Here is a 24948-nt window from a genome sequence, read left to right as displayed (position 1 = left end):
CGTCACGTGCTAGTAGCTAGGAAAGCGGCCGCGTGGCCGGCTGTGCCGGACCGAAGGGATCGAGCCGACGATGAGTGATGCAGCGAGGACCGTGCCGGACGGCCGTCTCGGAGCTTTTTCCCTTGCCGGCCTCGCCGAGCGCCATGCGCGGCTCGCCCTGGTGCTGCTGTTCTTCGCCTGCGTGCTGCCGGGCTTCTTCACCTTGCCGGTGATCGACCGCGACGAGGCGCGTTTCGCGCAGGCGTCGCGGCAGATGGTGGCGAGCGGCGACTATGTCGCACCTCGGCTGGGCGACGAGTACCGTTTCAAGAAGCCGATCGGCATCTACTGGCTGCAGACGGCGGCGGTGAAGCTCACCGGTCTGGCGCCTGAAGCGCCCATCTGGGCCTACCGGCTGCCCTCACTGTTCGCCGCGCTGATCGCGGTGCTGGTGACGCATGCTGTCGGGCTGCGGCTGTTCAATCCGCGCGCGGCCTTCATTGGCGCGGCGCTGCTCGCGGCCTCGCTGATCCTCGGGGCCGAGGCCCGGCTGGCCAAGACCGACGCGACGCTGCTCGCCTTCGCGGTAACCGGGCAGATGGTGCTGGCCCGGCTCTACACTGCCCGTGCGGACGAGCCGGTGCCGCTTGGCTGGGCGCTGCTGTTCTGGGGCGCGATGGGTGGCGGCATCTTGATCAAGGGGCCGATCGTGCCGATGCTGGCCGGCTTCACCGTGCTCGGCCTGCTCGCCTGGGAACGCCGGGCAGCCTGGCTGAAGCCGCTGCGGCCGCTGATCGGCGTCCCCTTCATGCTGCTGATCGTGCTGCCCTGGCTGATCGCCATCTTCATGAACACCGGCATGGCCTTCTTCCACGAGGCGGTCGGCAACGACCTGCTCGGCAAGGTGGCGGCGGGGCAGGAATCGCATGGTGCGCCGCCCGGCGCGCATCTGCTGGCCTTCTTCGTCATCTTCTGGCCGGGAGCGGCGCTGGCGGCGATCGCGGCGCCGTGGGTGTGGTCGAACCGGTCGATGCCGGCGGTGCGCTTCGCCCTGTGCTGGATCGTGCCGTTCTGGATCGCCTTCGAACTGTTCGCCACCAAGCTGCCGCACTACACGCTGCCGGCCTATCCGGCCATCGCGCTGCTCGCCGGCGCGGCGCTGGCCTCCGGCCGGCTGACCCCGCCGGCCGGGTGGGCGCGCGTGCTGGCGCTGGCCGCCGCGACCGGGGGCGTGTTCGCCGGCATAGGCCTCGTCGTCGGGCTGCACCTGTTGGCGGGGCAACTGCCGGTCGAGGCGGTGGTTCTCGCCGCGCTCGCGACCGTCCTCGGCGGATGGGCGGCCTTCAGGGCGCTGCGCTCGACGCTCGAGGCTACCTATGTCCCGCTGATCGCCCAGGCGGTGGTGCTCTACGGCCTCGGCTTCGGGGTGGCGGCGCCGCGCGTCGAGGCGCTGTGGGTTTCGCCGCAGATCGCCCGCTCCATCGCCGCCCATGTCTCCTGCGCCAATCCGCAGATCCTGGTGTCCGGCTTCGACGAGGCCAGCACGCTGTTCGTGCTGGGCACCGAAACCCGCCACGGCACCGGTACCGAGGCGGCCGATTTTCTCAATGGACCGGGCTGCCGGGTGGCAGCGGTGACGGATCGCCAGCGCGCCGCCTTCGAGGCGCGCCAGGCGGAACTTGGGCTGAAGCCGACCCTGATCGATACCGTGTCCGGCTTCAATCTCGGCAATGGACGCGCGATGACGCTGCAAATCCTCACCACCCCCGCGGCGGCTGAGGCAAAGGGATCATGAGCATGATGTCGCTGACTATCACGCCGTGGCTGATCATTGGCTTCGTCGGGCAGGTGCTGTTCACCGGCCGTTTCGTGGTGCAGTGGATCGCCAGCGAACGGGCGCGGCGCAGCGTGGTGCCGCTGACCTTCTGGGTGTTCTCCATCGCCGGCGGTGTCACGCTATTGGCCTATGCGATCTATCGCGAGGACCCGGTCTTCATCTTCGGACAGGCGGCGGGGCTGCTCATCTATGCCCGCAACCTCTATTTCGTGATCCGCGAGCGGCTGGGGCGGACCCCGGTGGTGGTGCCTGCCGAGGGCGGACGCGGTTCCGACACGGCCGCTTGAGCCTGTGTCATAATGCCAACTATCCCCAGCTTTCGCCAACACGTCACCGAGGCTTCATAGAGGCTACACCGACCCCCTGTTGAGTCCCCCGCATCGCAGCGAGGGGGACGGGACGGTGAGGCGATTCAAGGCATTCTGCGCGGAGAACCGGGTGATCGCCTGCCTTCTCGGCACCTTGCTGCTGTCGTCGGCGTTCATCCTGTTTCCCGGCATCGACCTGGCGATCAGCCGGCAATTCTATGTGCCCGGCATCGGCTTCCCGCTGGCGCATAGCGGCCTGCTGCAGGACTTCCGCATGGCCGGCAGCAACATTCCCGTCACGGTGGCGGTGGTGGTGTTCGCCGCGCTGGTGCTCAAGCTGCTGCACCCGCTGCGCCCCTGCCTCCTGCCGCCCCGCTTCGCGCTGTATTTCGCCAGTCTCTACCTGCTCGGACCGGTGCTGCTGGTGAACGGGGTGCTCAAGACCTTCTGGGGGCGCCCGCGTCCGGTGAAGGTGGAGGAGTTCGGCGGCTCGGTTCCCTTCCTCGACGCCTGGTCGCTGGGCGAGAGCTTCACCCACCGCTCCTTCGCCTCCGGCGAGGCGGCGACCATCGCCTGCTTGCTGCCGCTGGCGCTGTTCGTGCCGCGCCCCTGGCGCGGGCGGGTGGCGGCCATGCTTGCTATGCTCGTTGCGCTGGTGTCGTTGAACCGCGTGGCCTTCGGAGGGCATTTCCTCTCCGACATCACCGTCGCCATCGCGCTGGTGCTGACGATCGCGGTCGCGCTGCGGCAGGTCTTCTATGTCAGCCACGCCGCATTGTTCGAGGATGAACGCCTCGACGGGGAACTGACCCGGCTCGGCCTCGCCGCGCAGACGAAGGTGCGGGGCGATCTCGAGGCGATGTCCGGCTTCATCCGTGGAAGGCTGGCACGTTCCGGCGGCGAAGGCCGTCGGCCGGTGGCTCAGAGCCTGGCGGTGTCGGCGTCGATCCTGCCGGCCGAGTGAGCCGGCGCCACCGGCCGTAGCGGGATGGCAGCGCCACTGTCCTCGGCGATCGGTGGCACGATGGTGCGACGTCTCAGCCAGACCACGCCGAACAAATCGTAGATGCCGACAAGGGCGCGCCCGAAATTGGTGTATTTCGAGCTGCCGGCAAGGCGCGGCCGGTCGCCGACCGGCTCATAGGCGACCGCATGCCCGTAGCTGATGAACAGCGCGGGCAAGTAGCGATGCATGCTGGAGAAATAGGGCAGGCGGAGGAAGGCCTCGCGCCAATAGACCTTGATGCCGCAGCCAGTATCGGGGCACTCGTCCTTGAGCAGCCGGGCCCGCAACCCGTTGGCGAAACGCGACGCCCAGCGGCGCGAGCCGGTGGCGAGCCGCCGCGCACGCAGGCCGCCGACCAGCGCGGGCCCTTCGCCTCCCGGCGGAGCGATGCGGGCGAGCAGGGCGGGTATGTCGGCGGGATCGTTCTGGCCATCGCCGTCCATGGTGGCGATGACGGGAAATCCAGCGGCGAAGATGCCGGTGCGCAGGCCGGCGCTCTGGCCGGCCCTATGGGCATGCCGGAGGTAGCGCAGGCGCGGATACTGCGCCATGAGCCCACGGATCTCGGCGCGCGTGCCGTCGTCGCTGCAATCGTCGACGACGACCACTTCGCCGAGAATGTCCTCGGGCAGGACGCTAAAGGTTTCCGTAACGAGACGACCGATATTGCCGGCTTCGTTATAGGCAGGAATTACAACTGAAACGCGCATCGTATCGCAATCTCGATCAATCCGCAGATACTGCCAAACTTCGATGAAATCGGCGTGAATAGACAATACGCCTGCAGTTAATGGCAAAAATCAGCTGGCCGTCAATTTCCGTAACGTCGTGCGGGCTCGACGGAGACGCATATGGCGACCGCCGAACTCGTGCCGACGCCCTCCTTCCATCGCGGCCGGCCGTTCCATGTTCGGCCCGCCGGAACTTCATCGCGTCCGGAGCCGTTGCATCCTACCGGCCACGGTTCGCGCGGTGCGCGAGGGGGTGCCGACGTCTCGGTTCAGGGGGAGCGAATGCCCAGAAAGACTGCAAGAAAGTCGAACGCGACGCCGCCCGACGTCACCGTCCATGGTGCTGCTACCCTCGCCGCGGTGACCGTGGACGGGTTCAACGCGCAGCTGCGCGAGGGCGACGGCTTCGTGGGCGACCGCGCCCGCCGTGCCGCGTTCTTCGAGATTTTCGAGCGCTGGCGTAAGCTGGCGGAGCGCAAGTTGCCGCTGCTCGACGACGTGGCACCCGACGAATTGTCTAAATCGCGGGTCGACGAGGCGCTGGCGGAAGGCAGGCCGCAGGAGCAGGCGCTGGTTCATAGCGCCATCGAGGACTATGCCCGCGAATTGCTCGCCGTGATCCGGCGCCTGCTACGAAGCGAGACATGGCACGACACCCAGCGCATCGCGATTGGTGGCGGGCTGAAGACCAGCCGCTTCGCCGAGATCGCGATTGCCCGGACAGAGCTGCTGGCTCGGGCGGACAAGATCGACATCGAGCTGCGCCCCATCCACAACGACCCGGACGAGGCGGGGCTGATCGGCAGCGCCCATCTGGCGCCGAGCTGGATGTTCGCCAGCTACGACAACATCCTCGCCATAGACATCGGCGGCACCAACATCCGCTGCGGCATCGTGAGGCTCAATCTCGACAAGGCCGACGACCTGTCCAAGGCGCGGGTCCGCGACCTCGAGCTGTGGCAGCATGCGGAGGAGAAGCTCGGGCGCGACGCCGCCGTCGCCCGGCTGGTCGGGATGCTGGAAGGGCTCATCCGCAAGGCCGATAAGGAGGGATTGCGGCTCGCGCCCTTCATCGGCGTCGGCTGCCCCGGCTCGATCGCCGCCGACGGCTCGATCGAGACCGGCGCCCAGAACCTGCCGGGCAATTGGGAAAGCGCGGGGTTCAACCTGCCGACAAGGCTATGGGAGGCGATTCCTTCCATCGGCGGGCACGAGACGACGGTGACGATGCACAATGACGCCGTCGTGCAGGGCTTGAGCGAAATCCCCTTCATGCAGGACGTCGCGCGCTGGGGCGTGCTGACCATCGGCACCGGCCTCGGCAATGCGCGCTTCACCAATCGCGCGCGGCCCAATGAGGAGCAGAAGGCGGCGCGGAAGCGGGACGACAGCAAGGAGGCCGGCAAGGACGGCCGGAAGGGCTGACGAACGGAAGCGCTAGGCGCTTTTCGCCGCCATCAGCACCCGCATGGTGCGGGTGGCGACCGTCGCGGCCTCGCCGCGGGCGAAGCCGCGGGCCTCCAGCGTGCAGCGCCAGGGGAATTCGGCGCCGGGCAGGCGCTCGATCCGGTAGAGGTGGTAGCCGCCCGGCCAATGGCTGTCCTCCGGCCCGGCGGCGAAGGACGGCGCCTCGACGACCGGCACCAGCCCGCCGGAGGGGCCGGCCAGCATTTCCACCATCGGCCGGTGGTCGTGGCCGCAGATCACCAGCTCGGCGCCATGGGCGGCGAGGCAGGCCCGCACCGCCTCGGCATCGAGGAGCCGCTTATGCGCCGAACGGTGGCCGCAGGGCGGGTGATGGATCAGCACCACTCGGAACAGTTTCTGCTCGCCGAGTTCCTTCAGCACCCCGGCCAGCCGCTCGATCTGCCCGCGTCCGACCTTGCCGGTCGCCATGAAGGGTTGGGTAGGCACCGCTGTCGAGACGCCGATCAGCGCGACGTCGCCACGCCGGCGCACGAAGGGGAAGGGGAATTCGGCGACCACGCCCTCCGCGTCGCCTCCTTCGGCGCCGTCGCCGCGCATGTAGTTGCCCCAGTTGAGCAGCGCGTGATGGGCGGTGGAGCGCACATAGGCGTCGTGATTGCCCGGCACGACCGTCACATAGTGGCCGGGGCCGAGTTCCTGCAGGAAGTCGAGGCCGGTGCGGTATTCCGCCGGCAGGCCGACATTCACCAGATCGCCGGTCACCGCGATATGGTCCGGCGCCGTCGCCTTGATGTCGGCGAGGAGGAGATCGATGGTGTCTTCCGAGAAGCGCCGCCGCCGTCCGCGGCGCCAGTTGATGACGCCGAGCGCCCGCTTGCCGGCGAGCTCGAGGAGCCGCGCCCGCGGCAGCGGACCGAGATGGGGGTCGGTGAGATGAGCGAGCACGAACACGGGGCCCTCCATAGCAGCGCCGACATGCGGATGGGAAGCCGGGCCGAGGGGCCGGACATCGCGTCCACGCCAAGTCGAACCGGGCTGCCGTCGTTCCGCCTGTCGCGCCTGCTGCATCTGTGGGGCCGGCTGACGCGCGGCGTGACGCTGGGCGTGCGCGCCGCCGTCATCGATCCACAGGGGCATATCCTGCTGGTGCGTCACACTTATGTCGCCGGCTGGCATCTGCCCGGCGGCGGCGTCGATCCCGGCGAGACGGCGGAGGAGGCGGCGCGCCGCGAATTGATGGAGGAAGCGGCGATCCGTCTCACCGAGCCGCCGCTGCTGCATGGGCTGTTCCTCAACGCCCATCTCGGCTCGCGCGATCATGTCGCGGTGTTCGTCTCGCGCGGCTTCGACATCGGCCCGCCGGTGCATCCCAATCGCGAAATCGCCGAGACCGGCTTCTTCCCACCGCAGGATATGCCCGCGGCGACCACGCCGGCGACGCGGCGGCGCATCGCCGAGATCGTCGAGAAACGCCCGCCGGCCGCACTTTGGTAGGCCGGAAGGCGTTTCGGCTGTGCGAAGCATGCACAGCGGCGCTTGACACCCTTCGGCGAGCTTCCTTATATCCGCGCACCTCGCGAGGCGGCCCGACACGGTCGCTTCCGATGGCGGAGTAGCTCAGCTGGTTAGAGCACGGGAATCATAATCCTGGGGTCGGGGGTTCGAGTCCCTCCTCCGCTACCATCGCCTCCCAAGGGAGGCGGCCGATGTGTCCCCACCCATCACGTGACCGACCGCGCTGACGACGGCGCCGATCTCGTTTTCATGCATTCCGCGTATGTGCTCCGGCATGGATCCGTCGGCTCGCTTGCGCGTGCGGATCACAGTGTTGGGAACTGGCGCGTCCATTATTGACTGATCGTTCCATAATGGCTATCGCTGGGCCATGGCGAGACCCAAGGAATTCGACAAGGAGCTGGCGCTGGATGCCGCGATCGGCGTGTTCCGCGAGCACGGCTTCGAGGGCACGTCGGCGGGCATGCTGACCGAGGCGATGAAGATCGGCCGGCAGAGCCTTTACGACACCTTCGGCGACAAGTGGCGGCTCTATTGCGCGGCGGTCGCGCGCTATGTCGAGGTGGAGACGCGGGCGCATCTTTCCGCCTTGCGCGGCGCGTCTCGCGCCATCGACGGTCTTGGCGACATGATGCAGCGGGTGGTCGTCGAGGCCCGGCGTCCCTGTCTCGGCATCGGCTCGATCTGCGAGTTCGGCCGGCGCAGCGGCGAATTATCCGCCATTCACGATGCCGCCCACGCTTCGCTTCAGGCCGCCATCGTCCGGCGGGTGGGCGAGGCGCAGGCGGCCGGCGATGTGCGGCCGGATCTCGACCCGCAGGAGGCCGCCGGCTTCCTGCTCGGCAATGTCGCCGCCATCCGCCTCGCGGCGCGCGGCGGCGCCGACGACGCCCATCTGGCGGCGCTCGGCCGGCTCGCTCTGCGCGCGCTGCGGTGAGGCGGCGCTTTTTTTGCCGAATTATGGAATGATCAGTCAATAAAGGAGAGTGGCATGAAGACGGTGGTGATGACCCGCGCGGGCGGGCCGGAGGTGCTGGAAGTGGTGGAGCGGCCCGAGCCCGTGCCGGCCGCCGGGCAGGTGCTGGTGGAGCTGGCGGCTGCCGGTGTGAATTTCATGGATACCGGCGTGCGCCGGGGGCTCGCCTGGGCGCCCGAGCCCAATCCCAAGGTGCTCGGTGTCGAGGGGGCGGGCCGGGTGTTGGCCGTCGGCGAGGGTGTCAGCCGCTTCCGGCCGGGCGACCGGGTCGCCTGGGTCTATGCGCCGGGGAGCTATGCCGAGCGCCTCGCGGTGCCGGCCGATGCCCTCGTCGCCGTGCCGGACGCCATCGACGACCGCACCGCCGCTGCCGTGATGATGCAGGGGCTGACCGCCAGCCATTTCGCGACCGATTTCTATCCGGTGCAGCCGGGCGACATCGCGCTGGTGCATGCGGCGGCCGGCGGGCTCGGGCTGCTGCTCACCCAGATCGTCAGGCTGCGCGGCGGGCATGTCATCGGCCGGGTCTCCTCGCCGGACAAGGTCGCGGCCGTCCGCAATGCCGGCGCCGACCATGTGATCGTCGCGACCGGGGGCGACTTCGCCGCCGAGGTGGTGCGGCTGTCCGGCGGGGAGGGGGTGCATGTCGTCTATGACGGCTCAGGTCCGGCGACGTTCCAGGGCTCGCTCGATTCGCTGCGGCGCTCCGGCACCTTCTGCTGGTACGGCCCGGTGCTGGGCGGGCCGGGGCCGCTGGACATCATGAGCCTGCCGAAGAGCATCAAGATCGGCTACGCGGCCTTCTTCGACCACATCCACACGCCCGACCTGCTGCGGGCCCGCGCCGGGCAGTTGTTCGAATGGATCGCCTCGGGGGCGCTGAAGGTGACGGTCGGCGCCACCTATCCGCTCGCCGCCGCCGCCGGCGCGCATCGCGACATGGAGAGCCGCGCCACCACCGGCAAGCTGCTGCTGCTGCCGTAAGGCGGGCGTCCGACGGTCAACCGGGCAGGGGGGCTCGGGCGGCTGTCGACGGTGGCGCGCCCGGCGAGGATCAGCCGAGCCTGACCTCGGCCCGCAGGCCGCCCTGCGGCCGGTTGGAAAGCGTCAGCTTGCCGCCGATCGCCCCCGCCAGCTGCTGGGCGATGGCGAGGCCGAGGCCGGTGCCGCCGGTATCGCGACTGCGGGACTGCTCCAGCCGGTAGAAGGGTTGCAGCACCGCGTCGAGCTGATCGGGCGGGATGCCCGGCCCATCGTCCAGCACGGCGATGGCGACGACGCCCTCCGCCGTGCGGTCGATCTCGATCTCGGCCGCGCCGGCGAATTTCAGCGCGTTGTCGACGAGGTTGGTGAGGATGCGCCGCAGCGCGTGCGGCCGCGTGGTCACTACTGCATCAAGGTTGCCGGCGTAGGAAACCGGCTTGCCGGTGTCCTGATAGTCGAAGGCGAGGCTGGCGACGAAGGAGCCGATATCGATGCGGGCGGGCTTCTCGACATCGCCATGGGCGCTGCGGGCATAGGCCACCCCCTCGCGTACCAGCCGCTCGATCTCGGAGAGGTCGGCGGTCAGCTTGTCCTTCTCCGGCCCGTCCTCGGCCATTTCCGCCCGCAGCTTCATGCGGGTGATGGGGGTCTGGAGATCGTGCGAGATGGCGGCGAGGATCTGCACGCGTTCCTGCAGATAATGGGCGATCCGGTCGCGCATGGCGTTGAAGGCGCTGGCGGCATAGGCCACCTCCGCCGGTCCGCTCTCATCCAGCCGGCCGGCGGTCTTGCCGGGCTCCAGCGCCTCGGCGGCGCCGGCGAAGCGCAGCAGCGGCCGGATGGCGAGGCGCACCGCGAGCCAGGTGAACAACAGCACCAACCCCAGCTGGAGGGCCAGCACATAGGGGAGCCAGCTCGCCAGCGGCATCAGCTGCGGCAGGATGTCGATGGTCACCTGCGAGCCGTCGCTCAGCGTGACATGCGCCTGGAGATGCTCGCGCTGCCCGGGAATGGTCTCGACCCGGACGGGAAAGCGGCTGCCTGCCGCGGCGTTGATGGTCTCGGCGATCTCGGTGGCGCGGGCGCTGAGCTCCGGCATGCCGGGCTGGCCGGATCCCAGCTCGTAGCGGTAGTTGCGGCGGGCGAGCATCGGCAGCCACTGCGGCCGCTCCGCCGCCGGCAGCCGGTCGAGCAGGGCGATGGAGGTGGCGACGTCGTATTCCAGCGTCGTCAGCATCGTCGCCTTGGCGCTCATACTACGCTCGGCGAACAGCACGGCGAAGGACAGCGCATGCGCGGCGGCGAGGCCGGCGAACAGGATGAGGAACAGCCGCCAGCGCAGGGTGCGTGGCAGGTGGAAGACGGCGCGCAGTCTGGTGAGGCCGCTCATCGCCGGACCGTTCATTGCCTTGCCGTCGTGATCTCGACCGGCATGGCGAGCACATAGCCTTCGCTGCGCACGGTCTTGATGTAGGCGGGCTCGCGGGCGTCGTCGCGCAGGCGCTGGCGCAGGCGGCTGACCAAGAGGTCGATGGAGCGTTCGAACAGCTCGGCCTCGCGGCCTTGAGTGAGGTTGAGCAACTGGTCGCGCGACAGCACGCGCTGCGGATGGTCGAGAAACACCCGCAGCAGCCGGTATTCGGCGCCGCTCAACGCCACCACCGTGCCCTCCCTGTCGAGGAGATGACGGGCGACGGTGTCGAGCTGCCACTCGCCGAAGGTCAGCAACTGGCCGAGCTCGGTGACCTGCAAATTCGGCGGCAGCATGCGGGTGCGGCGGAGCACCGCCTTGATGCGGGCGAGCAGTTCGCGCGCCGCGAAGGGCTTGGCGAGGTAGTCGTCGGCGCCCATTTCAAGGCCGACGATGCGGTCGGTCTCATCGGTGCGGGCGGTGAGCATCAGGATCGGCGTGGCCTTGTGCCGGCCGGCGCGCAGCTCGCGGCACAGCACCAGCCCGTCATCGCCGGGCATCATGACGTCGAGCACGACGAGGTCGACGCGGTCGGCGTCGAGGAAATGGCGCATCTGCCGGCCATCCGCCGCGACGGTCACGCGCAGGCCGTTCTTCTTCAGATAGCTGGACACCAGGTCGCGGATCTCGCGGTCGTCGTCGACGATCAAGATGTGGTCGATATGATCCATCCGCCCCAGGCTCCGATGATGACGCCCCTGCCTAGCATTTTCCGCCGGGCGGCGATTCCCTGGAATTGTACCCGCGTGTAGCGGGCCGTGCCGGCTGCGGGAGCCGGCGCCGCCATCCGTCGCCCTTTGGGCCGGGGCAGGGGGCGGCGTTGCTACACGCCGTTACAAATCCCGCCGCACTGAAAACATCGGCGACATCTGCGCCGGCGACATGAGCCGCCATTCCACGCGCTGGCGCCGTCCCGGTGCCGGCTCGTCCGAAAGGATCGGCCATGACCCTTCTCGTCGTTTCCTATCTGGCGGGCGTGCTGACCATCGTCAGCCCCTGCATCCTGCCCATCCTGCCTTTCGTGTTCGCACGGGCGGGGACCTCCTTCCTGCGCGGCGTGCTGCCGATGCTCGCCGGCATGGCGGTGACCTTCGCGGCGGTGGCGACGCTTGCCGCCGTGGGCGGCAACTGGGCCGTCCACGCCAATGATGTCGGCCGCGCCGCCGCGCTGGTGCTGCTCGCGCTGTTCGGTCTCACGCTGCTGTCGCCGTCGCTGGCGGCGCGCGTGTCGGCGCCGGCCGTCGCGCTCGGCGACCGGCTGTCGCGCGGCGTCGAGGATGGCGGTGCCGGCATCGGCGGCTCGCTGCTGCTGGGCATGGCGACCGGGCTGTTGTGGGCGCCCTGCGCCGGGCCGATCCTCGGGGTGATCCTCACCGGTGCGGCGCTCAAGGGCGCGAGCGTCGAGACGACGCTGCTGCTCGCCGCCTATGCCGCCGGCGCCGCCACCTCGCTCGGCCTCGCCATGCTGGCGGGCGGCCGCGTGCTGGGGCTGATGAAGCGTGCGCTCGGCGTGGGCGAGCGCGTCCGGCAGGGGCTCGGCATCGCCGTCCTCGCCGGCGTCGCGGTGATCGCGCTCGGGCTCGACACCACCCTGCTGGCGCGGCTGTCCTATGCGAGCACGGCCGGCATCGAGCAGTCGCTGCTCGATCGCTTCGGTCGCACGCCTTCCGGCGAGCCGTCCCGGCTTGCCAGCGCCGGCGCCACCATCGTCGCGGATGGACGCACGGAGCCCTATCGTAGCAGCCTGCCGGTCGAAGGCACCCTGCCGTCGCTGGGTGGGGCGGTGAGCTGGCTCAACAGCGCGCCGCTCAGCGCCGAGGCGTTGCGCGGCAAGGTCGTGCTGGTCGATTTCTGGACCTATTCCTGCATCAACTGCATCCGCACGCTGCCCTACATCCGCGCCTGGGCCGACAAGTACAAGGACCAGGGGCTGGTGGTGATCGGCGTGCACTCGCCGGAATTCGCCTTCGAGAAGAAGCTCGACAATGTGAAGGAGGCGGTGCGCGATTTCGGCATCACCTATCCGGTGGCGGTCGACAGCGATTTCAACATCTGGCGCGCCTTCGGCAACAATTACTGGCCGGCGCTGTACGTCGTCGATGCCGAGGGGCGGATCCGCTACCACCAGTTCGGCGAGGGCGGCTATGCGCGTTCCGAGCGGGTGATCCAGGACTTGCTGGCCGAAGCGGCGGGCAAGCCGCGCGCCGAAGGCGCTCTGGTCGCCCCGCGGGCGGCCGGCATTCAGGCGGCGCCCGATCTCGCCGGCATGGGCTCGCGCGAGACTTATGTCGGCTATGAACAGGCCACCGGCTTCGCGTCGCCGGAAGGCGTCGGTGCCGACCGGCCGCGCGACTACACGCCTGGCGCGCCGCGTCTCAACCAATGGAGCCTTGCCGGCAACTGGACCGTCGGCGCCGAGCGCGCGGTGCTCGACACGCCCGATGGCGGGATCGTCTACCGATTCAGCGCGCGGGACCTGAACCTCGTGCTCGGTCCCGGCGAGGCGTCGCGGCCGGTGCGCTTCCGGGTGAGCGTCGACGGCGCGGCGCCCGGCGCGGATCACGGCGCGGATGTCGGGCCCGACGGCGAGGGCACGGTGTCGGAGACGCGGCTCTACCAGCTGGTGCGCCAGAGCGGGCCGGTGCGGGAGCGGCGCTTCGAGATCCGCTTCCTCGATCCCGGCGCCGAGGCCTACGCCTTCACCTTCGGCTAGGCCGCATGATCCGCGCAGACGAGGTCGCCGGGATGCCCCGGCGGCCTTTCCGTTACAATCGCAAACAATTCCGCCGCCTGCCGCACACATCGCCGATACGCCGGTCCGCCAGCCTTCCCGCATGCCAGAGGAGGCTGACCATGCCTGACATCACCGACGAACTGACCCCCAAACTGCTCGAGTGCTTCTTCATCAACGGCGCCTGGGTCGCCGGCCATAGCGGGCGCCGCGCCGCCGTTATCCATCCTGCCACCGAGGCGACGGTCTTCGAGGTCGCGCTGGCGGATACGTCCGACATGGATCGTGCCATCGCCGCCGCCCGCCACGCCTTCGACCACGGCCCCTGGCCGACCATGAGCGCTGGCGAGCGGGCACAGCTGCTGGCGCGGCTCGCCGACCGGCTGGCGCTGCGTTCCGACCTGCTGGCGCGCCTCGCCACCGCGCAGGTCGGCATGCCCATCAGCTTCGCCGAGATCCTCGTGCAGGCCGGCCTTGCCCGCTATCGCTACTATGCCGAACTCGCGGCCAGCTATGCCTTCGAGGATCGCCGCCCGACGGCGCGCGGCCATGCCCGCGTCCGGCGCGAGCCGGTGGGCGTGGCGGCGCTGATCGCGCCGTGGAACGCGGCCTTTCCGGTCACCGCGCAAAAGGTGGGTGCCGCGCTGGCGGCCGGCTGCACCTGCATCGTCAAATCGCCGGTGGAAAGCCCGGTCGAGGGGCTGATCCTCGCCGAATGCGCGATGGAGGCCGGGTTGCCCCCGGGCGTCCTCAATGTGGTGACCGCCGACCGTCCGGAGAGCGCCTATCTCGTCGCCTCGCCGGAGGTCGACAAGATCAGCTTCACCGGCAGCGTCGCCGCCGGCCGGCAGATCGGCCTCAGCGCCGCCGACCGCATGGCACGGGTGACGCTGGAACTGGGCGGCAAGTCGGCGGCCATCTTCTTGGAGGATGTCGATCTCGCGGCGGCGTTGCCGGCGCTCGCGCCCTTCACCATGCCGTTCGCCGGGCAGATCTGCTTCGCGCAGACCCGCATCCTCGCGCCGCAGTCGCGTCTCGACGAAGTGGTCGCGGCCTATGCCGGCATCGTCGGCACGCTCCGGCTCGGCGATCCGTGGGACCGACAGACGCAGGTCGGCCCGGTGCTGAACGCCCGCCAGCGCGACCGCGTCCTCGGCTATATCGCCGAAGGCCGGGACGAGGGCGCGCGCATCGTGCTCGGCGGCGGCCAGCCCGCCGGTTTCAACCGGGGCTATTTCATCGAGCCGACCGTCTTCGTCGATGTGACGCCGCAGATGGCGATTGCCCGCGAGGAGATCTTCGGCCCGGTGGTGACCGTGCAGGGCTATGCCGACGAGGAGGAGGCGATTCAGATCGCCAATGACAGCGAGCTCGGCCTCAGCGGCAGCGTCTATGGCCGCGATGTTGAGCATGCCTATGAGATCGCCTGCCGGATCCGCACCGGGCAGGTCGGCATCAACGGCATGGAGCTGGCGCCCTCGGTGCCCTTCGGCGGCTACAAATCGTCCGGCCTCGGCCGCGAGGGGGGCCCGGAGGGGCTGGAAGCCTTCCTCGAGACCAAGGCGGTCTTCATGCCGGTGCCGGCATGAACCGGGTTCCGCAGCCAAGGAAGAAACCGATGCGCAGCTTTGTCATTGCCGCGACCGTGCTGGCGCTGGCCGCCTTTCCCTGTGCGTGGGACACCAATCCGCGCGAGGCGCCGCCGGTGCTGGCCATTCTCGCCGCGCCGGCTGGTCGCTGACGCCGCGGCCGACAAAATAAGGGCCGGGACCCGACGGCGTGTCGGATCCCGGCCCCCTTTACGTCGTGGCGGTCGGCGTCAGATCACATTGAGGGTCACGTCGATATTGCCGCGCGTCGCCTTCGAATAGGGGCAGGTCTGGTGCGCCTCTTCGACCAGGCTGCGGGCGAGGTCGGCATCGAGCCCCGGCAGCTGCACGTTGAGGCGCGCGCGCAGGAAATAGGCGCCGTCCGTGGTGCCGAGATCGACCTCGGCATCGACGGCGAGATCCGCCGGCAGGGCGACCTTGCGCTTGCCAGCGGCGATGCCGATGGCGCCGATGAAGCAGGCCGACCAGCCGGCGGCGAAGAGCTGCTCGGGGTTGGTGCCGCCGCCGGTGCTGCCGGGCGGCGACAGCTTGATGTCGAGCCGGCCGTCGGTGCTGCGCGAGAGGCCGTCGCGGCCGCCCGTCGTGTGGGTCTTGCCGGTGTACAGCACCTTGTCGATCGTCGTCATGGGTACGCTCCGTTGGTTCGCGCCGCACGGTGGCGGCGGATGGACGGCACATTGCAGGCAGGCATGTCCGGCATGTGTGCGGATTGGCACGCTGCGTCTTCCGGCGTGTCCCGCCCCCGGTTCGTTACATTCGGATACGCGGGTGTGCGGAGCTGGCACGCGCCGGCGTGCATTGAGGAAGGGACGGCGGCGGGACGTGCATTTCCGGCATCCGGCGCGCGCGTTGTATTGCAGTGTGTCGCCTCGCCGGGATCCTACACGGGCTTTCAAATCCGGTCCGATCCCACACAGCGCAGATACAGGGCGGCCGTCATCTTTGGCCGTCCCTCAGCAGGCGAGAACATCCCATGTCAGACCCGATCAACCAGCAGCGCCGCACCATGCTCGGCATGGCCGCGCTGGGGCTTGCCGCCTCTCCCTTCGCCACCATCTCGGTGGCCTCCGCGCAATCGAGCCCGGATGCCGCGACCCCGGTGCCGGCGAGTTCTTCTGCCGGTGGCGCGCGCGGCTCGCACACCTCCTTCGGCGCGCTCAAGCATGTCGATGCCGGCGAGCTCAACGTCGCCTATGCCGAAGCCGGCCCGGCGGACGGGCCGCCGGTGCTGCTGCTGCACGGCTGGCCCTATGACATCCACGCCTATGTCGATGTGGCGCCGATCCTCGCCGCCGCCGGCTATCGGGTGCTCGTTCCCTATCTTCGCGGCTATGGCGGGACGCGCTTCCGCTCCGAGGAGGCACCGCGCAATGCCCAGCAGGCGGCGTTGGCGGTCGACACCATCGCCTTCATGGACGCGCTGAACATCAAGACGGCGCTGCTCGGCGGCTTCGACTGGGGCGCGCGCACGGTCAACATCGTCGCCGCCCTGTGGCCGGAGCGCTGCAAGGGTATGGTGTCGGTCAGCGGCTATCTGATCGGCAGCCAGGAGGCCAACCGCGCGCCGCTGCCGCCCAAGGCAGAGCTGCAATGGTGGTACCAGTACTATTTCGCCACCGAGCGCGGCGAGCTCGGCTATCGCAAGTACACGAACGACTTCGCCCGGCTGATCTGGGAACTGGCCTCGCCGAAATGGGCGTTCGACGACGCCACCTTCAACCGCTCCGCCGCCGCCTTCGACAATCCCGACCATGTCGCCATCAGCATCGACAATTATCGCTGGCGGCTGGGTCTGGCGCCGGGGCAGGCGAAGTATGACGCGCTCGAGAAGCGGCTCGCCGCGCTGCCGAGCATCGGCGTGCCGACCATCACCATGGAAGGCGACGCCAATGGCGCGCCGCATCCCGCCCCCGAGGCCTATGCGAAGCGCTTCATCGGCAAATACGAGTTCCGGCTGGTCACCGGCGGCATCGGCCACAACCTGCCGCAGGAGGCGCCGGAAGCCTTCGCCAAGGCGGTGATCGACGTCGACAGGCTGTGAGCCGCGGGAGACGACAGATGAAGCGGCTTTATCTGCTCGCCGGCGTCGGCGCGATCCTGACCTCCTGCGCGCTGGCGGCGGTGAGCCGGGCGGATGGCGAGGCGCAAGGTAGCGCCTCGTCCAGCGGCGTTTCGTTCAGCGGCACCGTGCCGGACAACGCCTCGCCGATCTTCGGCGTCACCATCCCGCCGGGCTATCGGCAATGGGAGCTGATAGCCCCGGCGCTGGAGGACGTGCCGCTCAACGAACTACGCGCGGTGGTCGGCAACCAGACGGCGGTCGATGCCTATCGCGCCGGCACCTTGCCGTTCCCGGACGGCACGGTGCTGGTGAAGCTGGCCTGGAAGCGCACGCCGTCGCCGGAATTCGCCTCGGCGACAGTGCCGGGCATGGCCACCACGGTGCAGGTGATGGTGAAGGATTCGAAGAAATACCCCGACACGGGAGGCTGGGGCTTCGGGCGCTTCATCGACGGCAAGCCGGTCGACCGTGCCCAGCACGAGACCTGCTTCGCCTGCCATGAGGCATTGGTGAAGGACCACGACTACGTCTTCACCCGCTACGCACCGTGAACCAGCCGGCGCGGGCCTCGCGCCGGTCAGTGCCCCTGCAGCAGCAGCCAGCCGGCGACGGTCGCGGCGATGCCGGCGAGCAGGCCGATGAGGAAGGCGCCGGCCCCGCCCCGCCGCGGCTCGCCGGCCGGGGCCGCGGACGGTGCCGGGGGATGGTGCGGCAGCGGGCGCGGCGCCTCGGGTTCGGGCGGCGTGCTGGTGGCGATAGCCTGCTCGCGGGCGATAAGCCGGCGGGCGACATAGCGCGTCACCGCATCGGCGATGTCGTTCGGATTGGTGCTTTCGGCCAGCACCCGCCGGCCGGAGCGGGTGTCCTGCAGGAAGCGGAAGGTGCGCCGGTCGCGTCCCAGCGTCACATGCGCGACCATGTCGACGAACAGGCGCGGGGTCTCGCCCGGCATCAGCCCGCGATCGAACAGGTCGGCATGTTCCAGCGGCACCTCGGAGAAGACCGGGTCGAGAATCTCGTTGAGCATGGACAGGCGGGCGAGGCTGGCGTCGCGCAGCTCGACGATGACGCCGGCCTGCTCGGCAGCCTCCACCCGCGCGGCGCGGATCGCCTCGCGCAGCGACAGACCGGACGCGTCGTCCCGCTGGTGGCGGCCTTCTTCCATGGATCCCCCGCTCATCGCCTGCGAGACTAGCCGGCAACTCGGGCGCCTGCCATACGCAGGCTCCGACTATGCTCCTCTTGGGTTAATAGATGGCCTGCATTAAGGCGGATGGGAGCGGTAGCGGAGCGGATATGGCACGGTTCGAAATTCCCGAGGGCGTGGTGGCGGTGGAGGACTACGAGCCGGTCGCCCGCGAGCGGCTGGGGCGGGAGGCCTGGGGCTATTATTCCGGCGGTGCCGCCGACGAGACGACGCTGCGCTGGAACCGCGAGGCCTTCGCGCGCCTGCGGCTGAAGAGCCGCGCCTTGCCGGAGATCGCCGGCGGCGGCACCGGGCTGCGGCTGTTCGGGCAGGATTTCGCGCATCCGATCCTCGTCGCGCCGACCGCGCATCACCGGCTCGCCGATCCCGCGGGCGAACTGGCCACACTGGTGGGGGCCGGCGGCGCCAAGGCCGGCATGGTGGTGAGCACCGAGGCCGACGTGACACTGGAGGAGATCGCGGCGGCGGCGCGTACCCCGCTATGGTTCCAGCTCTACATCCAGCACGATCGCGGCTTCACGCTGGAACTGGTGCGCCGCGCCGAGGCGGCCGGCTATGGCGTGCTGGTGGTGACGGTGGACGCGCCGGTGTTCGGCATGCGCAACACCGAGCAGCGGGCCGGCTACAAGCCGCCCAAGCTCTCGCAGCATGCCAACCTTGCCGACCTGCACACCAGCTATTTCGCCCATGCCGAGCTCGGCGAGAGCCTGATGTTCGGCGGCTTCATGGATGTGGCGGCTGGTTGGGCCGACATTGAGCGGCTGCGCGCGGCTACGAAATTGCCGATCATCCTCAAGGGGATACTCTGCGAGGAGGATACCGAGCGGGCGATCGGCGCCGGCGCGGACGGCCTCGTCGTCTCCAACCATGGCGGCCGGGTGCTGGACACGCTGCCGGCCAGCATCGAGGCGCTGCCACGGGTGGCGAAGGCGGTCGGCGGCCGGGTGCCGGTGCTGATGGATGGCGGCATCCGGCGCGGCACCGACGTGCTGAAGGCGCTGGCGCTGGGGGCGAGCGCGGTGATGGTCGGCCGGCCGGTGCTCTACGGGCTGGCGGTGGCCGGGCCGGCCGGTGTCGCCCATGTGCTGCATCTCCTACGCTGCGAGCTGGAGATCGCCATGGTTATGACAGGCTGCAGCCGGCTCGACGAGATCGGCCCGCAGGTGCTGTGGGACGCAGGTACATGATTTATCGTCGCTTTCCGCCGATGTAGCGGGGGGCTCTAGTAGAGCGTCTCGTGGTAGCGCCGGAGCATTTCCGCCTGGGTCTCGGCGGTGGCGAGGAGGAGCTGGTCGCGTAGCATCTCGCCCATACTGGGCAGGCTGTCGCGGGGAACGAAATGCGCCGGGTCCCAGGCATGCGAGCGCATGAAGGCCTTGGCGCAGTGCAGATAGGCCTCCTCGACCGCGACGCGCAGCACGGTGGCCGGCTGGCGCCCGTCCACTTCGAAGCGGGCGCGCAGATCGGCATCGTCATGGATCGCGGCGCGGCCGTTCACCCGCAGGGTCTCGTCGACCCCCGGCACCAGGAAAAGCAGGCCAATCGCCGGGTTGGTGAGGAGATTCGTCAGCGTATCCAGTCGGTTGTTGCCGGGGCGGTCGGGGATCAGCAGCGTCGTCTCGTCTTCCGCCACCACGAAGCCGGGCGCGTCGCCGCGCGGGGTGACGTCGGCGCGGCCATCGGCGCCGTAGCTGCCCACCATCACCAGCGGCGAGATGGCGATCAGGCGCCGGCAGTGAATATCGAGCGCCGGCAATACCTTGCGCCGGCTGCGTTCACGCGCCTCGCCATAGATGGCGCGCAGTTCCTCGGGGCTGGTGATGCGGGCCATCGGCGTCTCCTCTTTCAGTTCTTGGCTCAGTTCTTGACGATCAGCTGTACACGGTCGGCGGAAAAACGGGCACGGGTGAACTGGATCGGCCGGCGCTGCGGGTCGCCATTGATACTCTCCACCACCATCACCGCGCGGCCGGGGGGGAGGGCGAGCAGGCTGCGCTCCTCCTCATCGGCGAGACGGGCGGTGATGCGGGTCTCCAGCCGCCGGTAATCGCCGAGGCCGAGCGCTTCCAGCGCGCGAGTGACCGAGCCGGTCGCGGCGGCGATCAGGTCGAGGTCGCGGCAGCGATCGGCAATATACCAATGCGTGCCGATGGTTAGCGGCACATTGTCGGCCTCGCGGAGCATGTCGAGCCGCAGCACCTGCGTGCCGGGGGCAACCCGCAGCGCGGCGGCGATGTCGGACGAGGCCGCTTCGACCTGCGAGGCGATCACCCGTCCGCCGGGCGCGCGGCCCTCGCCGGAGACGATCTCGGAGAAGCGGGTGCGCGGGCTGATCGGATAGCGCAGCGGCGGCTCCTTCACGAAGGTGCCGCGACCGGGGGTCGCCTCGACAAGCCCTTGATCCGTCAGCGTTGCCAGCGCCCGGCGCAGGGTGTGGCGGTTGACGCCGAAGCGCTCGGCGAGTTCCGCCTCGGTGGGCAGGCGGGCGCCGGGCTTCAGCCGGCCCTCGGAAATATCCGCCTCGATGCGCTCGGCGATCTGCTTCCACAGGGCGACGCCGCTGCCGCGCGCGACATCGGAGGGTGCCTCGTCGGAGGGGGGCGTCATCGGCGTGTCGTCGGTATCGGTCATCAAGGGCGTGTTCCGTCGCGAACGGCTATTGCGCATTTGTATAGATTAATATACAAAGTCGGCGTGGTTGTAAACCATATGCTGAAGGCGAGGCCGGATCGAACCGATGCCGAACGATTCAAAAAATTCAAACGATCATAACGAGATAGCAGCGCGCCAGGCCGCGCTGGCGACGCTGGCCTGTGCCCGGCGCGACGAGCTGGAATCGATGCTCGCGCACCTGGCGCCGCTGCCAGTGGCCGGCGATCTGCGGCCGGCGGAGGTCGGGCTGGTGATGCTGCGGGGGCGGACTGGGGGCGACGGAGCGCCGTTCAACCTCGGCGAGGCGACCGTCAGCCGCGCCGCTATCCGCGTCGAGGGCGGGGCGACGGGGTTCGGCTACCGGCTCGGGCGCGACGTCGCCGCCGCCCGTCACGGGGCGCTGATCGATGCGCTGTGGCAGGACGCGGGGCGGCGGGGCGCGGTGGAGGCGGCGCTCGCCCCGGTGCGGGCGCGGCTCGCCGCCGAGGCGCGCACGGTGCGGGCTGAGACGGCGGCGACCAAGGTCGACTTCTTCACTCTGGTGCGCGGAGAGGATTAATCGTGCAGACGCAAGAACTTGCACGCGGCTTCGCCGATCCGGTCCTCGAGGCGCAGGGGGTGTTTCGCGCCGCCATGTGGGCGCTCTCCCGGCCCGGCCAGCCGCAGGAACTGACGGTGGATCTCGTGCCACCGGCGCCGCTGTCGCCGGAGGCGGCGGCGCTGGCGCTGGCGCTTTGCGACTATGAGACGCCGGTTTTCCTCGACGCGGCGCTGGCGGCGGAGCGGGCGGTGGCGGACTTTCTGCGCTTCCATACCGGGGCGCCGATCACGGAAGATCCGGGCGAGGCGCGTTTCGCCATCATCGCCAGTCCCATGGAATTGCGGGGATTTTCGGCGTTCGCCCAGGGCTCCCCCGACTTTCCCGACGCCTCGACGACGCTGATCCTGCAGGTCGCGGGCTTCGCCGATCACGGCTTCATGCTGGAAGGGCCGGGCATCAAGGGGCGCATCGGCTTCGGGGCGACGCCGCTGCCGGGCGACTTCCCGGCATGGATGGCGGCGAACCGGGCGCTGTTTCCGCGCGGCATCGACCTGCTGCTGGCCGGCGCCGGACAGGTCGCCGGGCTGCCGCGCTCGGTCGCGATAAAGGGGGCTTGAGCGATGTATGTGGCGGCCAAAGGTGGCGAGAAGGCCATCCGCAACGCGCACAAGCTGCTGGCTAAGCGGCGGCGCGGCAACGAGAATTTGCCTTCGGTCACGCTGGAGCAGATCGCCTCCCAGCTCTCGCTTGCCGTCGACCGGGTGATGGCGGAGGGTTCGCTCTACGACACGCATCTGGCGGCGCTGGCCATCAAGCAGGCGCGCGGCGACTTGATCGAGGCGATCTTCCTGATCCGCGCTTTCCGCACCACGCTGCCGCGCTTCGGCGCTTCGCAGCCGCTCGATACCGGCGAGATGCTGGTGCGGCGGCGGGTGTCGGCGACCTTCAAGGACCTGCCGGGCGGGCAACTGCTCGGGCCGACCTTCGACTATACTCATCGGTTGCTGGATACCTCGCTGGCGGTGGCCGATCAGGCCGGTGAGGTGGACGATGAGGCCAACGCCGCGCCGGCGCTGTCCGATGCGGTCGATGCGGCGTCAAAAATGCCGCGCGTGACCGATCTGATCGGCGCCGAGGGGCTGATCGAGGCCTCTCCCGCCGATCTCGGCGAGGAGCCGTTCGACATCACCCGCGCGCCGGTGAGCTTCCCGGTCGACCGCGCCACCCGGCTCCAGACGCTGGCGCGCGGCGACGAGGGCTATCTCCTCGCGCTCGGCTATTCCACCCAGCGCGGCTATGCCCGCTCGCATCCCTTCGTCGGCGAGATCCGCTTCGGCGATGTCGAGGTGATCCTCGACGTGCCGGAACTGGGCTTTCCGGTCTCCATCGGCGAGGTGCAGGTCACTGAGTGCCAGATGGTGAACCAGTTCAAGGGCTCGGCCACCGAGCCGCCGCAGTTCACTCGCGGCTATGGCCTCGTCTTCGGGCAATGCGAGCGCAAGGCGATGTCGATGGCGCTGGTCGAGCGGGCGCTGCGCTGGGCCGAGCTCGGCGAGGAGCCGGGCGCGCCGGCGCAGGACGAGGAATTCGTGCTCTCCCACTGCGACAACGTGCAGGCGACCGGCTTCGTCGAGCATCTGAAGCTGCCGCACTATGTCGACTTCCAGGCGGAGCTGGACCTGGTGCGGCGCATGCGTGCCGAGGCTTCAGCAAAGTCGGCTGCCGACGAGATGAAGGAGGCGGCGGAATGAGCGCGATGCCGGAAATTTCCTACAACTTCGCCTATCTCGACGAGCAGACCAAGCGGATGATCCGCCGGGCGATCCTGAAGGCGATCGCCATTCCCGGCTATCAGGTGCCGTTCGCGGCGCGCGAAATGCCGATGCCCTATGGCTGGGGCACCGGCGGCGTGCAGGTGACCGCCGCCGTGCTCGGCCCGGACGACGTGCTCAAGGTGATCGACCAGGGCGCCGACGACACCACCAATGCGGTGGCGATCCGCGGCTTCTTCGAGAAGACGGCGGGGGTGGCGACCACCACCGCGACCACCGAGGCGAGCATCATCCAGACCCGGCACCGCATCCCGGAGACGGCGCTCACCGAGAACCAGATCCTCGTCTACCAGGTGCCGATCCCCGAGCCGCTGCGGTTTCTGGAGCCGCGCGAGACCGAGACGCGGCAGCTGCACGCGCTCGCCGAATACGGCCTCATGCATGTGAAGCTGTATGAGGACATCGCCCGGCACGGGCACATCGCCACCACCTATGCCTATCCGGTGGAGGTGGCCGGCCGCTATGTGATGGATCCCTCGCCGATCCCCAAATTCGACAACCCGAAGATGGACGACTGCCCGGCGTTGCAGCTATTCGGCGCCGGGCGCGAGAAGCGCATCTACGCCATCCCGCCCTACACTAGTGTGCGTTCGCTGGATTTCGAGGACCACCCGTTTAAGGTGCAGCGCTTCGCCAAGCCGTGCGCGCTGTGCGCGGCGACCGGGGTCTATCTCGACGAGGTGATCCTCGACGACCGGGGCGGGCGGATGTTCGTCTGCTCCGACACGGATTTCTGCAACGACCGACAGGAACAGGGGCATCGCGGCGAGATGGCGGCGCCGGCGGGAGAGGCGGCATGAGCGCGACCGACGTCTCCGTGCGCCCGGCCGGGCCGGCCGACCTGCCGGTGGTGCTGGGGCTCTATCGCGAGCTCGACGCCGAGGATGTGCATGACCTCGCCGAGGCGCGCGCCGTGTTCGACCGCATGGCCCGCTATCCCGACTACGCGCTCTATGTCGCCGAGGTCGATGGTGCCGTGCTCGGCACCTTCACCCTGCTGGTGATGGAGAACATCGCCCATAGGGGCTCGCGCACCGGCATCATCGAGGCGGTGGCGGTGAGCGGTGCCGCGCAGGGGCAGGGCATCGGCCGCGCCATGATGGGTGTGGCGCTCGACATGGCGCGCGAGAAGGGCTGCTACAAGGCGGCGCTCTCCACCCGCATGGCGCGCGAGCGGGCGCACGCCTTCTATGAGAGCCTCGGCTTCCGCCGGCACGGCTTCAGCTTCTACACCGATCTTCAGGAGGCCCCGGCTTCCGGGGAGGCGGCATGAACGCACATATGAGCGACCGGCTTGCGTCCGATGACGCCCCGCTGCTCGTCGCCGAGGGGCTCGGCAAGAATTACGGCACCCGCATCGGCTGCCGCGACGTGTCGCTGGAGGTGTTCCCCGGCGAGGTGCTGGCGGTGGTGGGGGAGAGCGGCTCGGGCAAGTCGACGCTGCTCGGCCTGCTCTCCACCGAGCTGGCGGCCAGCGCCGGGCGCGTCAGCTACCGCATGCGCGACGGTGAGTTGCGCGACCTCGCCGGCCTCGGCCCGGCGGAACGGCGGCTCTTGATGCGCACCGACTGGGGCTTCGTGCGGCAGAACCCGGCGGACGGGCTGCGCATGGCGGTTTCGGCCGGCGGCAATGTCGGCGAGCGGCTGATGGCGGTGGGCTGGCGCCACTATGGCAAGATCCGTGAGGAGGCCACCGACTGGCTCGGCCGGGTCGAGATCGCGGCGGATCGTATCGACGATGATCCGCGCGCGTTCTCCGGCGGCATGCGCCAGCGGCTGCAGATCGCCCGCAACCTCGTCACCAAGCCGCGCCTCGTCTTCATGGACGAACCGACCGGCGGGCTCGACGTCTCCGTGCAGGCGCGGCTGCTCGACCTGATCCGCTCGCTGGTCAGCGAGATGGGGCTGGCGGTGGTGATCGTTACCCATGACCTCGCGGTGGCGCGGCTGCTGTCGCACCGCATGGTGGTGATGCGCCACGGACGGGTGATCGAGACCGGGCTGACCGACCAGGTGCTCGACGACCCGCGCGAGCCCTATACCCAGCTGCTGGTCTCCTCGGTGCTGGCGGCGTGAGG

At 69.4% G+C, this 24948-nt stretch carries 27 protein-coding genes and 1 tRNA gene; 20 read left to right on the top strand and 8 right to left on the bottom strand.

Features of this window, described 5'->3' with window-relative positions; genetic code table 11:
- The first annotated feature begins 70 nt into the window (after positions 1–70).
- The 3 genes from LGR54_RS12685 (at position 71) to LGR54_RS12675 (ending at position 3088) form a co-directional block, all read left to right on the top strand.
- Positions 71–1774, top strand: coding sequence for a glycosyltransferase family 39 protein (locus tag LGR54_RS12685; protein WP_230362325.1), 1704 nt, complete (start codon positions 71–73; stop codon positions 1772–1774).
- A gap of 2 nt (positions 1775–1776) precedes the next feature.
- On the top strand, positions 1777–2103 hold the full coding sequence (locus tag LGR54_RS12680) for a lipid-A-disaccharide synthase N-terminal domain-containing protein (protein ID WP_230362324.1): 327 nt from the start codon (positions 1777–1779) through the stop codon (positions 2101–2103).
- Positions 2104–2254: 151 nt separating this feature from the next.
- The gene (locus LGR54_RS12675) at positions 2255–3088 is read left to right on the top strand and encodes a phosphatase PAP2 family protein (protein WP_230362323.1); all 834 of its coding nucleotides are present in this window, start codon (positions 2255–2257) and stop codon (positions 3086–3088) included.
- Here the strand turns inward: LGR54_RS12675 and LGR54_RS12670 are convergent.
- Positions 3046–3840, bottom strand: a complete 795-nt coding sequence (locus LGR54_RS12670) for a glycosyltransferase family 2 protein (protein WP_230362322.1) — start codon at positions 3838–3840, stop codon at positions 3046–3048. The genes LGR54_RS12675 and LGR54_RS12670 overlap by 43 nt on opposite strands.
- 303 nt (positions 3841–4143) lie before the next feature.
- On the opposite strand from LGR54_RS12670, the gene LGR54_RS12665 reads away from it, so the two are divergent.
- Entirely contained in the window at positions 4144–5286 is a 1143-nt protein-coding gene (locus LGR54_RS12665) for an ROK family protein (protein ID WP_230362321.1), read from the top strand.
- Positions 5287–5298: 12 nt separating this feature from the next.
- Here the strand turns inward: LGR54_RS12665 and LGR54_RS12660 are convergent, their stop codons facing one another.
- Complete coding sequence (locus LGR54_RS12660) at positions 5299–6240, bottom strand: metallophosphoesterase (protein ID WP_230362320.1); 942 nt, start codon at positions 6238–6240, stop codon at positions 5299–5301.
- A 30-nt stretch (positions 6241–6270) separates the two neighbouring features.
- Here LGR54_RS12660 and LGR54_RS12655 point away from each other — a divergent pair, with 30 nt between their 5' ends.
- From LGR54_RS12655 to LGR54_RS12640, 4 genes are all read left to right on the top strand, one after another.
- Positions 6271–6783, top strand: coding sequence for an NUDIX domain-containing protein (locus tag LGR54_RS12655; RefSeq protein WP_230362319.1), 513 nt, complete (start codon positions 6271–6273; stop codon positions 6781–6783).
- Between the two features lie 112 nt (positions 6784–6895).
- Positions 6896–6972 (top strand) — tRNA-Met (locus tag LGR54_RS12650).
- 202 nt (positions 6973–7174) lie between these two features.
- Positions 7175–7741: a TetR/AcrR family transcriptional regulator gene (locus LGR54_RS12645; RefSeq protein WP_230362318.1), complete on the top strand. Its 567-nt coding sequence runs from the start codon at positions 7175–7177 to the stop codon at positions 7739–7741.
- Positions 7742–7795: 54 nt separating this feature from the next.
- Positions 7796–8764 carry a quinone oxidoreductase gene (locus LGR54_RS12640; RefSeq protein ID WP_230362317.1) on the top strand — a complete coding sequence of 323 codons (969 nt, stop codon included), beginning with the start codon at positions 7796–7798 and terminating at the stop codon, positions 8762–8764.
- A 70-nt stretch (positions 8765–8834) separates the two neighbouring features.
- Here the strand turns inward: LGR54_RS12640 and LGR54_RS12635 are convergent, their stop codons facing one another.
- Together LGR54_RS12635 and LGR54_RS12630 are read right to left on the bottom strand one after the other, a co-directional pair.
- Positions 8835–10154 carry an ATP-binding protein gene (locus tag LGR54_RS12635; protein WP_230362316.1) on the bottom strand — a complete coding sequence of 440 codons (1320 nt, stop codon included), beginning with the start codon at positions 10152–10154 and terminating at the stop codon, positions 8835–8837.
- A gap of 11 nt (positions 10155–10165) precedes the next feature.
- A complete protein-coding gene (locus LGR54_RS12630; protein ID WP_230362315.1) occupies positions 10166–10906 on the bottom strand; it encodes a response regulator in 741 nt (246 codons plus the stop codon).
- 272 nt (positions 10907–11178) lie between these two features.
- On the opposite strand from LGR54_RS12630, the gene LGR54_RS12625 reads away from it, so the two are divergent.
- The 3 genes from LGR54_RS12625 to LGR54_RS25735 all read left to right on the top strand — a co-directional run bounded on the left by LGR54_RS12625 (position 11179) and on the right by LGR54_RS25735 (position 14707).
- Entirely contained in the window at positions 11179–12948 is a 1770-nt protein-coding gene (locus LGR54_RS12625; protein WP_230362314.1) for a cytochrome c biogenesis protein DipZ, read from the top strand.
- 140 nt (positions 12949–13088) lie between these two features.
- Positions 13089–14555, top strand: a complete 1467-nt coding sequence (locus tag LGR54_RS12620; protein WP_230362313.1) for an aldehyde dehydrogenase — start codon at positions 13089–13091, stop codon at positions 14553–14555.
- A gap of 29 nt (positions 14556–14584) precedes the next feature.
- Positions 14585–14707: a hypothetical protein gene (locus LGR54_RS25735; RefSeq protein WP_255607574.1), complete on the top strand. Its 123-nt coding sequence runs from the start codon at positions 14585–14587 to the stop codon at positions 14705–14707.
- 78 nt (positions 14708–14785) lie between these two features.
- On the opposite strand, the gene LGR54_RS12615 is transcribed toward LGR54_RS25735, so the two are convergent.
- On the bottom strand, positions 14786–15202 hold the full coding sequence (locus LGR54_RS12615; RefSeq protein ID WP_230362312.1) for an organic hydroperoxide resistance protein: 417 nt from the start codon (positions 15200–15202) through the stop codon (positions 14786–14788).
- Positions 15203–15549: 347 nt separating this feature from the next.
- Between LGR54_RS12615 and LGR54_RS12610 the strand changes: the two genes are divergently transcribed.
- Both LGR54_RS12610 and LGR54_RS12605 read left to right on the top strand, forming a co-directional pair.
- Positions 15550–16617 carry an alpha/beta fold hydrolase gene (locus tag LGR54_RS12610; RefSeq protein ID WP_230362311.1) on the top strand — a complete coding sequence of 356 codons (1068 nt, stop codon included), beginning with the start codon at positions 15550–15552 and terminating at the stop codon, positions 16615–16617.
- Positions 16618–16634: 17 nt separating this feature from the next.
- On the top strand, positions 16635–17189 hold the full coding sequence (locus LGR54_RS12605) for a cytochrome P460 family protein (protein ID WP_230362310.1): 555 nt from the start codon (positions 16635–16637) through the stop codon (positions 17187–17189).
- A 26-nt stretch (positions 17190–17215) separates the two neighbouring features.
- On the opposite strand, the gene LGR54_RS12600 is transcribed toward LGR54_RS12605, so the two are convergent.
- Positions 17216–17803: a hypothetical protein gene (locus LGR54_RS12600; RefSeq protein WP_230362309.1), complete on the bottom strand. Its 588-nt coding sequence runs from the start codon at positions 17801–17803 to the stop codon at positions 17216–17218.
- Positions 17804–17934: 131 nt separating this feature from the next.
- Here LGR54_RS12600 and LGR54_RS12595 point away from each other — a divergent pair, with 131 nt between their 5' ends.
- Complete coding sequence (locus LGR54_RS12595; RefSeq protein WP_230362308.1) at positions 17935–19032, top strand: alpha-hydroxy acid oxidase; 1098 nt, start codon at positions 17935–17937, stop codon at positions 19030–19032.
- Positions 19033–19067: 35 nt separating this feature from the next.
- Here the strand turns inward: LGR54_RS12595 and LGR54_RS12590 are convergent, their stop codons facing one another.
- Both LGR54_RS12590 and phnF read right to left on the bottom strand, forming a co-directional pair.
- Positions 19068–19676 carry a pyridoxamine 5'-phosphate oxidase family protein gene (locus LGR54_RS12590; protein WP_230362307.1) on the bottom strand — a complete coding sequence of 203 codons (609 nt, stop codon included), beginning with the start codon at positions 19674–19676 and terminating at the stop codon, positions 19068–19070.
- Between the two features lie 26 nt (positions 19677–19702).
- Positions 19703–20476 carry a phosphonate metabolism transcriptional regulator PhnF gene (gene phnF / locus LGR54_RS12585; RefSeq protein ID WP_230362306.1) on the bottom strand — a complete coding sequence of 258 codons (774 nt, stop codon included), beginning with the start codon at positions 20474–20476 and terminating at the stop codon, positions 19703–19705.
- Positions 20477–20582: 106 nt separating this feature from the next.
- Between phnF and phnG the strand changes: the two genes are divergently transcribed.
- From phnG to phnK, 6 genes are read left to right on the top strand one after another with little or no spacing between them, the layout of a single operon-like run.
- Positions 20583–21056: a phosphonate C-P lyase system protein PhnG gene (gene phnG / locus LGR54_RS12580; RefSeq protein WP_230362305.1), complete on the top strand. Its 474-nt coding sequence runs from the start codon at positions 20583–20585 to the stop codon at positions 21054–21056.
- A 2-nt stretch (positions 21057–21058) separates the two neighbouring features.
- Positions 21059–21655, top strand: a complete 597-nt coding sequence (gene phnH / locus LGR54_RS12575) for a phosphonate C-P lyase system protein PhnH (RefSeq protein ID WP_230362304.1) — start codon at positions 21059–21061, stop codon at positions 21653–21655.
- 3 nt (positions 21656–21658) lie between these two features.
- Positions 21659–22789: a carbon-phosphorus lyase complex subunit PhnI gene (locus tag LGR54_RS12570; protein ID WP_230362303.1), complete on the top strand. Its 1131-nt coding sequence runs from the start codon at positions 21659–21661 to the stop codon at positions 22787–22789.
- Positions 22786–23670, top strand: a complete 885-nt coding sequence (locus tag LGR54_RS12565) for an alpha-D-ribose 1-methylphosphonate 5-phosphate C-P-lyase PhnJ (RefSeq protein WP_370638195.1) — start codon at positions 22786–22788, stop codon at positions 23668–23670. The genes LGR54_RS12570 and LGR54_RS12565 overlap by 4 nt, the downstream gene beginning before the upstream one ends.
- Positions 23667–24143 carry a GNAT family N-acetyltransferase gene (locus LGR54_RS12560; protein WP_230362302.1) on the top strand — a complete coding sequence of 159 codons (477 nt, stop codon included), beginning with the start codon at positions 23667–23669 and terminating at the stop codon, positions 24141–24143. Before LGR54_RS12565 ends, LGR54_RS12560 begins: the two co-directional genes overlap by 4 nt.
- Positions 24140–24946 (top strand): phosphonate C-P lyase system protein PhnK, encoded by an 807-nt coding sequence (gene phnK, locus LGR54_RS12555; protein WP_370638194.1) that lies wholly within the window; start codon positions 24140–24142, stop codon positions 24944–24946. Before LGR54_RS12560 ends, phnK begins: the two co-directional genes overlap by 4 nt.
- Positions 24947–24948: the final 2 nt, after the last annotated feature.

The sequence above is a fragment of the Ancylobacter sp. Lp-2 genome, from assembly GCF_020523795.1.
GTDB lineage: Bacteria > Pseudomonadota > Alphaproteobacteria > Rhizobiales > Xanthobacteraceae > Ancylobacter.
Note: the sequence above shows the minus strand (reverse complement) of the source record. Positions and strands in the feature narration are given on the sequence as shown.